The sequence below is a fragment of the Arthrobacter sp. FW306-2-2C-D06B genome (genome assembly GCF_021789175.1).
Lineage (GTDB): Bacteria > Actinomycetota > Actinomycetes > Actinomycetales > Micrococcaceae > Arthrobacter.
On sequence record NZ_CP084560.1, the window covers coordinates 3024532 to 3037497 of the forward strand.

The window sequence follows — 12966 nt, forward strand, 5'->3', positions numbered from 1 at the left end:
TCCCTGCTCTCCTGTTTTCGTGATCATCGTTGCTCACGATGACCGGTGTTTGTATCAGTTAAGTTGTGCTTTTCTGGCTAGCCAGCGAGTTGCCGGCGGAGCTCGGACAGGCGGGCTACGACGGATGCATCAAGCACTTCGTCTCCCACCTGGACCCGGATTCCACCGATCAGAGTCGGATCAACGCTGACGTTGACCTTCAGCTCGCGGCCGTAGAGGGCATCAAGCCCGGCCTGCAGACGGCTGGCCTGCGCATCCGTCAACGGACGGGTAACGCGGACAGTTGCGATCCAGCGCTGCTGGCGCTTGGCTGCAAGCTTGGCGAAATTGTCGATGAGCTTGCTCGGCTTGACGCCGCGCGGCTGCGACACGGCCTGGCCGATGAGGAGCTGGGCTTCCGGGCTTGCACCAGGAAGCAGCTTCTCCGCCAGGCTGATCTTGGCCGCAGCACTTGCCTGCGACTCTCCCAGAGCACGTTGTACCTCGTGGCTGGAAGCAACGGTCTGGTTGAAAGCAAACAGATCGTTTTCCAGCTCTTCCAGCCCCGTGATTCCGGAGGCAGAAACGGCCGACTTGTTTTCAGCCACGGCAATGACCACCGTGGCGGCAAGAGTCTCGAGTGCATCGCCGATATCGCGTGCCGATGCCCAGCGCAAGCTGGCCAATCCACTCGCGATTTCCGCAGCATCAGCGGAGACTTTTCCGCCAACCAGCTGCTTGACCAGCGCCGACTTTTCTTCTCCGCTGCGGGAGGGGTCAGTCAGGGCGCGGCGCAAGCCAGCCGAGCTGTCCACCGTTCCCAGGATTCCGAAGAGGTCCTTAGCCAACTGCAGCGAGGCCGTCGGAAGCGTGGCTTCCAACTGCTCCAGCGCCTTGGTCAGCGATTCGCTCGATACACCTGCCATTACTTAGCTGCACCTGCGCTCTGGGTCTCCAGATCTGCGAGGAAGCGGTCCACCACGCGGGCGGCACGCTCGTCATCGCTGAGCGATTCGCCAACGATGCGCTCTGCCAATGTCGTGGCCAGGGTGCCCACCTCGGAACGCAGGGAGACAACAGCTGCCTGGCGCTCCGATTCGATCTGGGCGTACGCCTGCTCGGTGATGCGAGCCGACTCTGCTGCTGCCTTGGTCTTCAGCTCCGCGAGGATCTGGGCACCTTCGGCTCGAGCTTCTTCGCGGATGCGGTTGGCTTCGGCGCGGGCATCGTGGAGCTGCTGCTTGTACTCTTCAAGAGCTGCAGAAGCTTCTGCCTGGGCCTTTTCAGCCTTGGCAATGCCGCCCTCAATCGCCTCTGCGCGCTCGGCGAAGGTCTTCTCGAACATCGGGACAACAAACTTGACCACGATGTAAAAGAGGACCGCAAAGCCAGCGAGGACGACGCCCATTTCCCAGACGTTGGGAACGAGCGGATTAGCCGACTCGGCGGCACCTTGAGCGGCGGCTGAGATGATCTGCTGATTCATATTTCACCCGTCCTTATCTACTCGGTTCTGAATGTTCGCTTGGTTCTTAGCGGTTTACTTGAGAACGAAAGCGAAGACCAGGCCGAGGATGGCGAGGGCTTCCGTCAGAGCCAGACCAAGGAACGCGATCGGCTGGAGCACGCGCTGGGCTTCCGGCTGACGTGCAACACCGTTGATGTAAGCAGCAAATACGAGACCCACACCGATACCACCGCCGATTGCGGAGAGACCGTAGCCAATGAGGTTAAGGGAGCCGTTGATATCGCCGTTCATTGTTTTCCTTTCAAGATGCCGCAGTCGCGGCAGGTTGTTTGGTTTGCTTCAACCCCCGGAGGGGAAGATTGAGGGGTTGTGCCTAGTGGCTGTCGGCGTGGAGCGCGCCTTCGATGTAGATCGCAGTCAGAAGAGTGAAGACGTACGCCTGCAGCACCATGATCAGGGCTTCAAGCATGTACATGGCGACTGCGCCAACGAGTACCAGCACGGACGCGCCCTTGAGAAGGACGTTTTCCTGCATGACGAGGAACTCAATGCCGGAGCCGGCGATCATCACGATGAGGTGCCCTGCCATCATGGTGGCGAAGAGACGAAGACTGTGGGTGACCGGCCGGACCATGAAGTTGGAGATGATTTCGATCGGCACGACGATCGGCAAGATGTACCACGGAACACCGGAAGGAACAGTGGCCAGCTTGAAGTACTTCAGGCCGTTCTTCTTGATGCCGATGCCGATCCAGGTGACGTACACGACTGCGGCGAGCACATAGGCCCCGCCGACGTGCGAGAAGCTCGGAAGCTGGATCACGGGAATGGCGCCGTAGATGTTGTTCACCAGGATGAAGAAGAACAGGGAGAACAGGAGGGGCACGAACTTCATGAAGTCGCGTCCGCCGATAATGTCCTTGGCGATGCTGTTGCGGACGAAGCCGTAGGCCATCTCGCCCGCGAACTGCAGCTTGCCGGGAACCAGCTGCTGCTTGCGCGCAGCGAGGATGAAGAATGTAGCGATAAGGACGACCGACAGGATCACCAGCAACATCTGCTTGGAGAAGCCATCGCTCGCACCCCACGGCAGGATAGCCGGCAGGTGCATTTGGTCGATTCCGGGAGGAGTGAAGGTCCCTGAATCCTGGGCCGGGAGCGCAAGCGCGATCAACGCGTTTCCTCTCTGCAGTGTCCATCATTGGGCGTTGTTGAGGATCCGGCCGCGTTTCTTGCAGCCATTTCCCGTGTGAAATTATTTGGCATTACTGTCCCCGTCCTGGGACGGACCACTGTCTGCTTTGCTTCCACCGGAAGACGAGCGATGACTAGTGAGGCCGTGCATATGGGAAAGATAGAACCCTCCTGCGGCTCCAAGCAGAGCGCCAAGGAGCACAATCCAGCGAGTCCCCCACAGATTATCCAGACCCCAGCCTATCAAACTCCAGACTATGATTCCGCCAACAATGTAGCTGAAGACGGCGATGCCGGCGTTGTATCCGCCGTCGCTTCCGTCGCTCACTTGTTCAGTGGAATCGCCGGGTTTTGGGGCATTGGGTGCAGCGGAGCGTCGCTTGTTCCTAGGAGTGAACATCGTCGCCCCCTTTGCCTGCTGCGGGGTCGTTGTAGATCTGGAGCCGGGCCTTGCTGAAGCCGTAGATCTCGGCGGCTTGCCACGAGACAACCGTGACGACGGCGCCGATCACGAACCAGCGTCCGTGCAGCCATGCGGGGGCTCCCAACACGAAGAGCACCACCGCGAAGCCGACCACCTTGACAAAGTAGCTGGCAACGAAAAGGCCAACCGCGCCGGAGGGGTTATCCCTGCCGACAAAATGGCCGATCAGGAGGCTGATGGCAAAGAAAGCCATCACGATAGCACCGCCGAATGCGGCAGAAAGCACTCCTACGCCACCGTTCATGACCGCCGCAACAGCCGACGTCGCGGCGAGAGCCGCCACCGCCGTCGTCGAGCTGAGGAAAAGAAGCCGCAGCCACAGCGAAGAGGTGGAGCGGGGGGCAGCAACGCCGCTCGAGTCGGACTGCTGTCCGCCGGCGTTGGAGGTCATGGGGATGCCAATCGTCGTGGCAAAAATGCCAAAGTCTCAAAAAGGGTGGGTGCGCGGGCGAGTGACTGTCCGCCCTAGAATTCTACATGAGATAGAACTGTGATGTTAACGCCCTCGTCACACACCGCCTACTGGGCGGCGCGCCCTTTTCGGACGAAGTATGGCCAGGCTGTCACTCCGGCCATGATCAGCGCGGCCACGATGTCGACCGTCAGGACCATCTGCCACGGGAAGATGGCAAACGCGAGGCCCCCGAACGCCAGAATGCAGGTCCAGACGTACATCATCAGCACCGCCGTGCGGTGGGTGTGGCCGAGCTCGATGAGCTTGTGGTGCAAGTGACCGCGGTCAGCCGACCACGGCGATTGGCCCCGGGCGGTCCGTCGCAACACCGCCAGGCCCAGGTCCAGCAACGGTAGCGACAGGATAGCGAAGGGCAGAAGGATTGGCACGATGGTCGGAATACCGTTGGCGCGGTCGTACAGTCCTGAACTGATCTGGCCCGTTGACACCACACCGGCCGAAGCCATCACGAGGCCCAGAAGCATGGCGCCGGAGTCGCCCATGAAGATTTTGGCCGGGAACCAGTTATGCGGCAGGAATCCGATGCAACAACCCACGATGATCGCCATCAGCAGCGCCGCCAGATCCGAGCGGTCCGTGAGCGTCGCATTGCGGTGGACCCAATACGCCGTCAGGAAGAACGCAACCCCGCCGATTGCGGCGACGCCGGCCGCCAGGCCGTCGAGGCCGTCGATGAAATTGACTGCGTTCATGGTGGTCACGATGAGGAGGGCAGTCAGGACGATCCGCAGCGGTTCGGCCTCAATCCGGATGGGTTCCGGAACAAACGGAATCACGGACATCTGCACTCCCCAGAGCGCAACGATCGTAGCGGCCGTGCATTGGCCGATCAGCTTGACCCACCAGCGGATGTCCATCACGTCGTCGGCAACACCGACCGCGACGATCACCAGTGCACCCGCCAGGATTCCCCACGGCGCACCGTTCCCGTGGAAAATGTCCTTCACGAAGAACGAATTGCTCGCTACCACGAGGGCCACGGCAAAGCCGGCGAAGAGTCCCAGGCCACCGAGTCGGGAAATCGGCACGGAGTGCATATCCCGGCTCCGGATGGGGGCGAAAAGCCGAAGTTTGTTACCCATCTGGCGGGCTACCCACGTAGCGAGGTACGACACGACGGCAGCCGTGAGCATCATGAGCGAATACATGATCACGTGGCGGCTCCTGTTGGCGGTGGTGGTGGATTCTGTCCCTGGCGACTAGCTGCCGGCACAACACCTGCAACACCCCTGCGCACCGCCGAATATTGCTGTACTACAGTTGGACTCTGTCAAGATACTAGCGTCAACGGCGGCTTTGCTCCGTTTCACGCGCCCCTAGGGCGAGCCGGGAGGACCCTCCCCGCGAGTGCCCGGAAGGAACCCTACATGACTGTCTCCGTTGCCGTAGCGGCTGTGACCTTTGACCGCCCCGGAGAGCTAGCAGTCCTGCTCGACGCCATCAACAAGCAGTCCATGCTGGTGGACACGATTTGCCTCGTGGACAGCGGAACCACCCCTTCACGGGAGCTCGCGTCAAGCCATCCAACGGTGGACTACGTCCGCTCAGAAGCGAACCTGGGCGGGGCGGGCGGCTTTGCCCTTGCCATCCTTAAGGCGGTGGCGAGCGGTGCCGAATGGGTCTGGATCATGGACGATGACGCCGAACCCGGCGATCCGGCCTGCCTCGAAACCCTGGTGCGCGAAGCCGAAGCCCGCGGACTTGACGCAGTCGTCCCGCTTGTCGTGGCCCCCGGCCACCCGGACAAGCTTTCCTTCTTCTTCCGGATTGACGGCAAGGTGACCCACGAGCGCGCCGAAGTCGAGAAGGCGGGGTTCCTGCCCGACGTCGGGCACTTCTTCAACGGTGCGCTCATCCGTTCCGAAGTCTTCTTCAAAGTCGGCGTGCCGGATATCCGGCTGTTCATCCGGGGCGATGAAGTGGACTTCATGATCCGCCTCAGGAAAGCCGGGATACGCTTCGGTACGGTCGCGACGGCGTGGATCACCCACCCGCACGCGTTCTCCGAGACGAAGCACGTCTTCGGCGCGCGCTGGCACGTGATCGTGCCGGATTCTGCCTTCAAGCGCTACTTCTACTACCGCAACAGAGGCTACTTGATCCGCCGCTACCGCCGCGGCAAGTCGATGGTGGCCGACGTCGGAGGCTACTTGGGCTATTTCCTCCCCCGCGGTGACTTCCGCGGGCTCGCCGAATGGTTCAGGGCATTCTCCGCCGGTTTGCGGGAAAAGGGCTTCGGCCCGCTGGAGGACCAGACGTTCTAACGGCCCGCCGGGCGCGGCGTGCTGTTCCTGCGGGAGAGCCGACGGCGGACCAGCAGGCCGAGGAGCACCCACGGCTCACCGAAGACCCGGTAAGCGACGCGACCCGGATGCAGGACGAGCCGCCAGGCCCATTCGAGCCCGAGACGGCCCAGCCAGCGTGGAGCAAGCTTCTGGAGGCCCGCCAGCTGCTCGATGGCGCCGCCGACCGTGCAGTAGACCGCAGGCGGAAGCTCGTCCAAGCGGCGTTGCAAGACCGATTCCTGCAATGGCATTCCAAGGCCAAGAAGCACGAGCTGCGGACGGAATTCTGCGAGCCAGGCGACGGCGGCCTCTTCGCTGGCATCGTTCCAATTCTCACCGGGCCGCCCGGAGACCTCGGCCCCGGGCACGATTTTGCGGAGGCGCTCCACCGTCTTGCTGTTGGCCTCGGGGCCGGCGCCCACGACGGCGATCCGGCGGAGTCCTTCGACGCCGCCGAGCGCCGGCACCCAGTCAGTGGATCCCAAACGGTACTCCATCAACCCCGCGCCATCGTCCCTTGAGCCTGTGCGGCGTCCAAGTCCCCAGAGCATGGCGACAGGCGCACCGTCCATGAGCACCACATCGCTGCGCTCATAGAGGCTGCGGAAATCCGGGCTCGAATGAAACAGCGTGACACTGTGCAGATTGTGTCCAAGGACTACCTTGGTGGTTCCGTCCGAAACATACCCGCTGATGGCCTCGATGAGTTCGGCGGCGCAAAGTGCGGTGACGTCCACGTCCAGAAGGGGAACACGATCCCGGACCAGGCTCATTCGGCCCTGGTCTCCGTGTGGACAGGGGTCTCGCCGGGGGCGGTTTCAGTTTCCGGCGCGGCTTCCGCCGCCGGTTCAGTTTCCGGCGCGGCTTCCGCCGCCGGTTCAGTTTCCGGCGCGGTTTCTCCCAGGGCCAGCACTCCGGGAACAATTTCGCGGAGGCGTTCCAGGGAAATGGCACCATCGCGGACCACACGGAGCGGCACGGTGGTGGCGTCGACAATCGTGGACGCCACGGACTCGGTTCCCTCGACAGGCCGGAAGCCGCCCTCAAGGTACACCTCCACCGATTCGGCAAGCTGAGTCTTCGCTTCGGAGGCTGTCTGCGCTGCCGGCTGACCGGTGCGATTTGCCGAGGACACCGCCAGCGGGCCGGTGCGGTTGAGCAGTTCCAGCGCAATTTCGTCGTCAGGCATGCGCAGGGCCACGGTTCCGCGGGTCTCCCCCAGGTCCCAATCCAGGGACGGCTGGGCGTGGAAGATCAGCGTCAGGCCGCCGGGCCAAAAGGCTTCTGCCAGTTTGCGGGCTTCTTCCGATACATCGGTCGCCAGCCCGTCGAGCGCATTGAGCCGCGGAATCAGCACCGGGGGCGGCATATGGCGGCCGCGGCCTTTCGAGACAAGCAGCATGGTCACGGCCTGCGGCGAGAAGGCGTCGGCGGCAATGCCGTAGACAGTGTCCGTCGGCATGACGACACACTTTTTCTCGCTGATGGCGCGCTGCGCATGCTCCAGGCCTTCGGCGCGTTGTTCCTCTGACGTGCAGTTGTAGCTTGTGGTCACAGCGCTATTCTTTCATTCCCGCGAGGTGTCGATTGCCAATACTGCGCTCGTGGCACGTTCCTTGCCGTTGAGATCGACGTGGGTGGCGACTTGCGTCCAGCAGCCTGCAGACTTCAGATGTTCGGAAATCCACCCTGCCTGCACCTCCGCATGCTCCATCACGAAGTAGCCACCGCTCTTGAGGAGGCGGGCAGCCGAGGCGGCAGCCGCCGTCGGAAGCTCCATTCCGTCCGCTCCCCCGCCGTAAAGCGCCTCCGGCGGATCGTGCAGTGCCACTTCGGGTTCGTTCGGAATGGCTTCAGCCGGGATGTAGGGCGGATTGGAAACGACGACGTCGAAAGTTCCGTCGTGTTCGGGCAAGGCATTCCTGAGGTCGCCTTGAACGAGCTTCACCCCGAGGGGCTTCAGGTTCTTCGCGGCCCAGGCATGGGCGAACGTGCTGAATTCGACGGCGTGGACCTCGGCCCCGGGCACTTCGTGGGCGATCGAGGCTGCGATGGCGCCGGAGCCGGTGCCAAGATCAACCACTTTGGGGTGCTCGAATCCCTGGAGGTGGTCGATGACAAGCTGGACGACGGATTCCGTTTCGGGCCGCGGAATGAACACGCCCGGGCCCACGGCGAGCGTGAGGTAGCGGAAGTGCGCGACGCCGGTGATGTGCTGGAGCGGAACGCGCTGGGCGCGCTCGGCCACCAAGTCGGCGTAGCCTTCCGGGGCGGCGGAGTCACCAAGCAGCATGGCGCGCAGGCGTCCGAGGCCGACACCCAGGAGATGTTCCGCGAGGAGTTCCGCGTCCACGCGCGGGGTGGGTACTCCGGCTTCGGACAGGATGGTTGTTGCCTCGCGGACGGCGTCGGCGAGGCTTTGGCCCGGAAAGAGCGTCATGGAGTTCCTTGCAGGCTGTTACTCGCCGAGGGCATCCAGGCGGGACTGTTCATCCATCTCGATGGCCGATTGGATGACCGGTTCCAGGTCACCGTTCATGACGGCGTCGAGGTTGTAGGCCTTGTAGCCGGTACGGTGGTCGGCAATCCGGTTTTCCGGGAAGTTGTACGTACGGATGCGCTCCGAACGGTCCATGGTGCGGATCTGCGACTTGCGCTGGGCCGAGTTCTCGGCGTCGATCTGCTCCTGCTGGTGGGCGAGGATACGTGCACGGAGGACGCGCATGCCGGCTTCGCGGTTCTGGAGCTGTGACTTTTCGTTCTGCATGGCCACCACGATGCCCGTAGGCAAGTGGGTGATGCGGACCGCCGAGTCCGTGGTGTTGACGGACTGGCCGCCGGGACCCGAGGACCTGTAGACGTCGATCTTGAGGTCGTTCTGGTTGATTTCGAGTTCTTCGGGCTCATCCACTTCGGGGAGCACGAGTACGCCGGCCGCGGAAGTGTGGATGCGGCCCTGCGACTCGGTGACAGGGACACGCTGGACGCGGTGCACTCCGCCTTCGAACTTCAAACGGGCATAGACGCCCTCAGCGGGATCGTTCGAGTTGCCCTTGACGGCCATCTGGACGTCCTTGTAGCCGCCCAGATCCGATTCCGTGGCCGAGATGAGTTCGGTCTTCCAGCCGCGCGACTCCGCGTAACGCATGTACATGCGCAGCAGGTCTCCGGCGAAGAGTGCAGCTTCGTCGCCGCCTTCGCCGCCTTTGACCTCGAGAATGACGTTGCGGGCGTCGTCTGGATCGCGAGGGATCAGCAGCCTGCGCAGCTTCTCCTGCGCTGCCGGAAGCTTCGCCTCGATTTCGTCTACCTCGGCGGCAAATTCGGCGTCCTCGGAGGCCATTTCCTTGGCTGCTTCGAGATCGTCCATGAGCCCGCGCCAACGGTTGTACGCCTCAACGATGCCCTGCAACTGGGCAGAGCGCCGCCCCAACTTGCGGGCCAAAGCCTGGTCGGCATAAACGGCAGGATCACTCAACTGCGCCTGGATAGCAGCGTGCTCATCAAGCAATCCCTGTACGGACTCAAACATTTCAAAACCTCTTTCGACTTCTACAAGTCTAATAACTGCAACGCGGGGTCACTTACGGCCCATCCGGGCCCCCGGCATGGGCCGTAAGTGACCCCGCGTTGCAACGGGAAGGGGCGGGGGCGGAACATCCGCGCGGAATCAACCGCACGAACGAACCAGCACCCGCCCCTAAGACAGCTATTTGTCGTTATCCGACTTGGCTCCAAGAGTCGTCTTCTGTACCTGCATGAGGAACTCGACGTTGCTCCCGGTTTCCCGGATCTTGTTGGTCAAGAGTTCAAGGCTCTGCTGGGTTTCGAGTCCGGACAGGACGCGGCGCAGCTTCCACATGATCTTGACCTCTTCGGCCGAAAGCAGGTTCTCCTCGCGACGGGTACCCGAAGCGTTGACGTCCACGGCCGGGAAGATGCGCTTGTCCGCCAGCTGGCGGGACAGGCGGAGCTCCATGTTGCCCGTGCCCTTGAACTCTTCGAAGATGACTTCGTCCATCTTGGAACCGGTCTCCACGAGCGCGGTTGCCAGAATGGTCAGCGAGCCACCGTTTTCGATGTTGCGCGCAGCACCGAAGAAGCGCTTCGGCGGGTAGAGCGCAGCGGAGTCGACGCCACCGGACAGGATACGGCCGGAGGCCGGTGCTGCCAGGTTGTACGCGCGGCCCAGGCGGGTCATGGAATCCAGGAGGACCACCACGTCCATGCCCATTTCCACGAGGCGCTTGGCGCGTTCGATGGAAAGCTCGGCAACCGTGGTGTGGTCATCGGCGGGACGGTCGAAGGTGGAGGCAATGACCTCACCCTTGACGGTGCGCTGCATGTCCGTGACTTCTTCGGGACGTTCGTCGACGAGCACCATCATGAGGTGGACCTCAGGATTGTTGGTGGTGATCGCGTTGGCGATGGACTGCAGGATGAGCGTCTTGCCGGCCTTGGGCGGGGACACGATCAGGCCGCGCTGGCCCTTGCCGATCGGGGCCACGAGGTCGATGACGCGCGGGCCGATCTTCTTGGGATCCGTTTCGAGGCGCAGGCGCTCGGACGGGTACAGCGGGACGAGCTTGGCGAATTCGACGCGGTCCTTGAGCTCTTCGGGCGTCTTGCCGTTGACCGACGTGACGCGGACGAGCGCGTTGAACTTTTGGCGCGCGGTCTGCTGGCTGCGGTCCTCGCCGTCACGCGGGGCGCGGATTGCGCCGACGACGGCGTCACCCTTGCGCAGGTTGTACTTCTTGACCTGGGCGAGGGACACGTATACGTCGTTTGGGCCGGGCAGGTAACCGGAGGTGCGGATGAACGCGTAGTTCTCGAGTACATCCAGGATGCCGGCAACCGGCAGCAGGACGTCGTCCTCGGTGACCTCGACGTCGTCGACGTCCGGTCCCTGGCCTCGGCCGCGGCGGCGCTCATTGCGGTCGCGGAAGCGGTCGCTGCGGGTGTTCCCATCGCGGTTGTCACGGTTGTCCTGCGGACCCTGACGATCGTTGCGGTCGCGGCGGTTCCGGCGGTTGCGGCGGTTGCCGGTGTCATCGCCATCGTTCGTGTCTTCACGGCGCGTGCGGGTGTTGTCGCGGCGTTCGCGCTGGCCCGGTTCGCCGGCTTCGACAGAGGCCTGCTCGCCTTGGCGCGGCTGTGCCTGACGCTGATCGGGCTGGCGCTGCTCGGGCTGGCGCTGCTCGGGCTGACGCTGTTCTACACGGGGCTGTTCGGCCTGGGGCTGCTCGGCAGCGCGGGTCTCACCGGCTTCACCGGCCTCCGCAGGAGCGGCCTCGCCACGACGACGGTTCCGCGTGCGCGGCTGGCGGCGTTCGCCGGCGGCCTCACTTGCTTCGGCGACGGGAGCGGCAGGAGCCTCAACGACGACGGCGGGAGCTTCCGCGGTTTCCGCGGCGGCAGGAGCGGCAACGACACCATCGCTAGTGGCGCGACGGCTTCGGCCACGGCCACGTGCCCGGGTGCCGTCCTGCGCAGGAGCTTCGGTGGATGCTGCGGCAGAGGTCTCAGCTTCCGGGGCTGCAGGCGCGGCTTTTGCCGCCACGGCCTTGGCCGCGGTGGGAGCCTTGCTGGTGGTTGCACCGGCACGGTGGGCCGAAATAGCCGAGACCAAGTCCCCCTTGCGCATCCGGGATCCGCCCGAAATGCCCAGCTGACTGGCCAGAGCCTGGAGCTGCGCGAGCTTGAGGCCTGCAAGGCCGCTGCTCTTAGCGGTTGCGGCCGTTGATTCAGCTGCAGAAGATGCTGTGTCCACAGCTGAAGCCAGCTCAGTGGTTTCTGTCACGAAGGATCCTTCCCCCTCGACGGCGTCCAGACCTAGAGCTGGACGCGATGATTTGTTCTGGACTGCAGTTCAGATCTGCAGCCGTGATTTCGGTCTTGCCGGTTTAGTTTCAGCAGGGCCGGATACTAATACGTCTTCGATGCTCCGGCGGGCGGGGCGCGGGCTGACGGCTCGGGTAACAGAAAGGGTTCTGTGGCACCTGCGACAGGCCGATAAGGAGACGACACCGGCAGACTTCGACACAGTAGGAGACGGGAACGGCTTTAAGCCGGGATCCAATGTCAGGGAACTGCCCGCGGTTCTACCGCCGGTGCAAGTCCACTCTAGCACCTTCAACGTCCACTGCCAGTGTCATCACGCGCCAGGCAACGTCCGGAGTGTTGTCCGCGGTAAACGAGTTAATCAATTCGGCAATCGCCCCGGCTTCGTCCGCGCCGTTGGCCAATGCAAGAACTGTGGGTCCCGCTCCCGAAACGACAGCCGCATGGCCCGAAGCGCGCAGTGCCTTGATCAGCGCCGCACTTGGCCGCATTGCCTCTGCGCGGTAGCTCTGGTGTAGGTAGTCCTCGGTTCCGGGAAGCAGGAAACGGGGGTCTGCCGTCAACGCGTGGATCAGGAGCGCAGCCCGTCCTGAGTTCATCGCTGCTGCGTGGTGGCCGATGGAAGCAGGCAGCAAACCGCGGGCGGTTTCGGTGGACAGTTCGTAGTCCGGGACGGCAACGATCGGAATGACGGACGGGACCACTTCCGCACGGGTGCTGCTGTACTGCTCGCTGTCCTGCCATGACAAGGCCAGTCCGCCGAAAATCGCGGGTGCGACGTTGTCCGGGTGCCCTTCCATCTCGCTCGTGAGCTGCAGGATCCACTCGCGGTCACGCTGGGCGGATTCGGGCACCAAGGCGTTGGCTGCGGTAACAGCGGCAACTACTGCCGACGCCGAGGAGCCAAGTCCACGGCCGTGCGGGTTGACGTTGTCCGCGGTGATCTTGAGACCGCTGTGCCGGAAACCGAGTCGTTCCAAGGCCGTGTTGAGGGCGCGCACGACGAGGTGGCTGGCATCGCGAGGGAGGGTGTCGGCTCCCTCACCGGAGAGCTCGAACTCGAGCTCTCCGGTGGTGAGTGTTTCGACAGTCAGGGTGTCGTAGATCGACAATGCCAGGCCGAGGCTGTCATAGCCGGGGCCAAGGTTGGCGCTGGTACCCGGGACCCTGACGGTCAGCTGCTGGCCTGCCGCGACAAGCTTGAGACCGGTCGCGGTGGGCTGCGTGGTTTCCACTC

General features: G+C 63.3%; 14 protein-coding genes. 1 reads left to right on the top strand and 13 read right to left on the bottom strand.

All coding sequences use genetic code 11. The features are described from left to right. Window positions 1-77: 77 nt before the first annotated feature. From LFT47_RS14105 to LFT47_RS14135, 7 genes are all read right to left on the bottom strand, one after another. Window positions 78-905 carry a F0F1 ATP synthase subunit delta gene (locus LFT47_RS14105; protein WP_236811720.1) on the bottom strand — a complete coding sequence of 276 codons (828 nt, stop codon included), beginning with the start codon at window positions 903-905 and terminating at the stop codon, window positions 78-80. Beyond that, window positions 905-1465 (bottom strand): F0F1 ATP synthase subunit B, encoded by a 561-nt coding sequence (locus LFT47_RS14110; RefSeq protein WP_236811722.1) that lies wholly within the window; start codon window positions 1463-1465, stop codon window positions 905-907. The genes LFT47_RS14105 and LFT47_RS14110 overlap by 1 nt, the downstream gene beginning before the upstream one ends. A 54-nt stretch (window positions 1466-1519) precedes the next feature. Then, a complete protein-coding gene (gene atpE, locus LFT47_RS14115) occupies window positions 1520-1738 on the bottom strand; it encodes an ATP synthase F0 subunit C (RefSeq protein ID WP_028264751.1) in 219 nt (72 codons plus the stop codon). A gap of 82 nt (window positions 1739-1820) precedes the next feature. After that, complete coding sequence (gene atpB / locus LFT47_RS14120; protein WP_236811724.1) at window positions 1821-2621, bottom strand: F0F1 ATP synthase subunit A; 801 nt, start codon at window positions 2619-2621, stop codon at window positions 1821-1823. A gap of 81 nt (window positions 2622-2702) precedes the next feature. After that, window positions 2703-3041, bottom strand: coding sequence for a hypothetical protein (locus LFT47_RS14125; protein WP_236811726.1), 339 nt, complete (start codon window positions 3039-3041; stop codon window positions 2703-2705). Further along, window positions 3028-3516, bottom strand: coding sequence for a hypothetical protein (locus LFT47_RS14130; protein ID WP_236811728.1), 489 nt, complete (start codon window positions 3514-3516; stop codon window positions 3028-3030). The genes LFT47_RS14125 and LFT47_RS14130 overlap by 14 nt, the downstream gene beginning before the upstream one ends. A 128-nt stretch (window positions 3517-3644) precedes the next feature. Next, window positions 3645-4754 (bottom strand): MraY family glycosyltransferase, encoded by a 1110-nt coding sequence (locus tag LFT47_RS14135; RefSeq protein ID WP_236811730.1) that lies wholly within the window; start codon window positions 4752-4754, stop codon window positions 3645-3647. A 213-nt stretch (window positions 4755-4967) separates the two neighbouring features. On the opposite strand from LFT47_RS14135, the gene LFT47_RS14140 reads away from it, so the two are divergent. After that, window positions 4968-5864 carry a glycosyltransferase gene (locus LFT47_RS14140; RefSeq protein ID WP_236811731.1) on the top strand — a complete coding sequence of 299 codons (897 nt, stop codon included), beginning with the start codon at window positions 4968-4970 and terminating at the stop codon, window positions 5862-5864. Here the strand turns inward: LFT47_RS14140 and LFT47_RS14145 are convergent. The 6 genes from LFT47_RS14145 to thrB form a co-directional block, all read right to left on the bottom strand. Next, the gene (locus LFT47_RS14145; RefSeq protein WP_236811733.1) at window positions 5861-6658 is read right to left on the bottom strand and encodes a WecB/TagA/CpsF family glycosyltransferase; all 798 of its coding nucleotides are present in this window, start codon (window positions 6656-6658) and stop codon (window positions 5861-5863) included. The genes LFT47_RS14140 and LFT47_RS14145 overlap by 4 nt on opposite strands. Beyond that, window positions 6655-7440 (bottom strand): L-threonylcarbamoyladenylate synthase, encoded by a 786-nt coding sequence (locus LFT47_RS14150; RefSeq protein WP_236811735.1) that lies wholly within the window; start codon window positions 7438-7440, stop codon window positions 6655-6657. The genes LFT47_RS14145 and LFT47_RS14150 overlap by 4 nt, the downstream gene beginning before the upstream one ends. Before the next feature lie 12 nt (window positions 7441-7452). Then, window positions 7453-8325, bottom strand: coding sequence for a peptide chain release factor N(5)-glutamine methyltransferase (gene prmC / locus LFT47_RS14155; protein WP_236811737.1), 873 nt, complete (start codon window positions 8323-8325; stop codon window positions 7453-7455). A gap of 18 nt (window positions 8326-8343) precedes the next feature. Beyond that, the gene (gene prfA / locus LFT47_RS14160) at window positions 8344-9417 is read right to left on the bottom strand and encodes a peptide chain release factor 1 (RefSeq protein ID WP_028264759.1); all 1074 of its coding nucleotides are present in this window, start codon (window positions 9415-9417) and stop codon (window positions 8344-8346) included. A 177-nt stretch (window positions 9418-9594) separates the two neighbouring features. After that, window positions 9595-11688: a transcription termination factor Rho gene (rho, locus tag LFT47_RS14165; RefSeq protein ID WP_236811739.1), complete on the bottom strand. Its 2094-nt coding sequence runs from the start codon at window positions 11686-11688 to the stop codon at window positions 9595-9597. A gap of 301 nt (window positions 11689-11989) precedes the next feature. Further along, window positions 11990-12964: a homoserine kinase gene (gene thrB / locus LFT47_RS14170; protein ID WP_236811741.1), complete on the bottom strand. Its 975-nt coding sequence runs from the start codon at window positions 12962-12964 to the stop codon at window positions 11990-11992. Window positions 12965-12966: the final 2 nt, after the last annotated feature.

Coding starts and splice junctions, on each gene's coding strand:
- LFT47_RS14105 (WP_236811720.1), bottom strand. CDS start 905: ATGGCAGGTGTATCGAGCGAATCGCTGACCAAGGCGCTGGAGCAGTTG.
- LFT47_RS14110 (WP_236811722.1), bottom strand. CDS start 1,465: ATGAATCAGCAGATCATCTCAGCCGCCGCTCAAGGTGCCGCCGAGTCG.
- atpE (WP_028264751.1), bottom strand. CDS start 1,738: ATGAACGGCGATATCAACGGCTCCCTTAACCTCATTGGCTACGGTCTC.
- LFT47_RS14125 (WP_236811726.1), bottom strand. CDS start 3,041: ATGTTCACTCCTAGGAACAAGCGACGCTCCGCTGCACCCAATGCCCCA.
- LFT47_RS14130 (WP_236811728.1), bottom strand. CDS start 3,516: ATGACCTCCAACGCCGGCGGACAGCAGTCCGACTCGAGCGGCGTTGCT.
- LFT47_RS14140 (WP_236811731.1), top strand. CDS start 4,968: ATGACTGTCTCCGTTGCCGTAGCGGCTGTGACCTTTGACCGCCCCGGA.
- LFT47_RS14145 (WP_236811733.1), bottom strand. CDS start 6,658: ATGAGCCTGGTCCGGGATCGTGTTCCCCTTCTGGACGTGGACGTCACC.
- prmC (WP_236811737.1), bottom strand. CDS start 8,325: ATGACGCTCTTTCCGGGCCAAAGCCTCGCCGACGCCGTCCGCGAGGCA.
- prfA (WP_028264759.1), bottom strand. CDS start 9,417: ATGTTTGAGTCCGTACAGGGATTGCTTGATGAGCACGCTGCTATCCAG.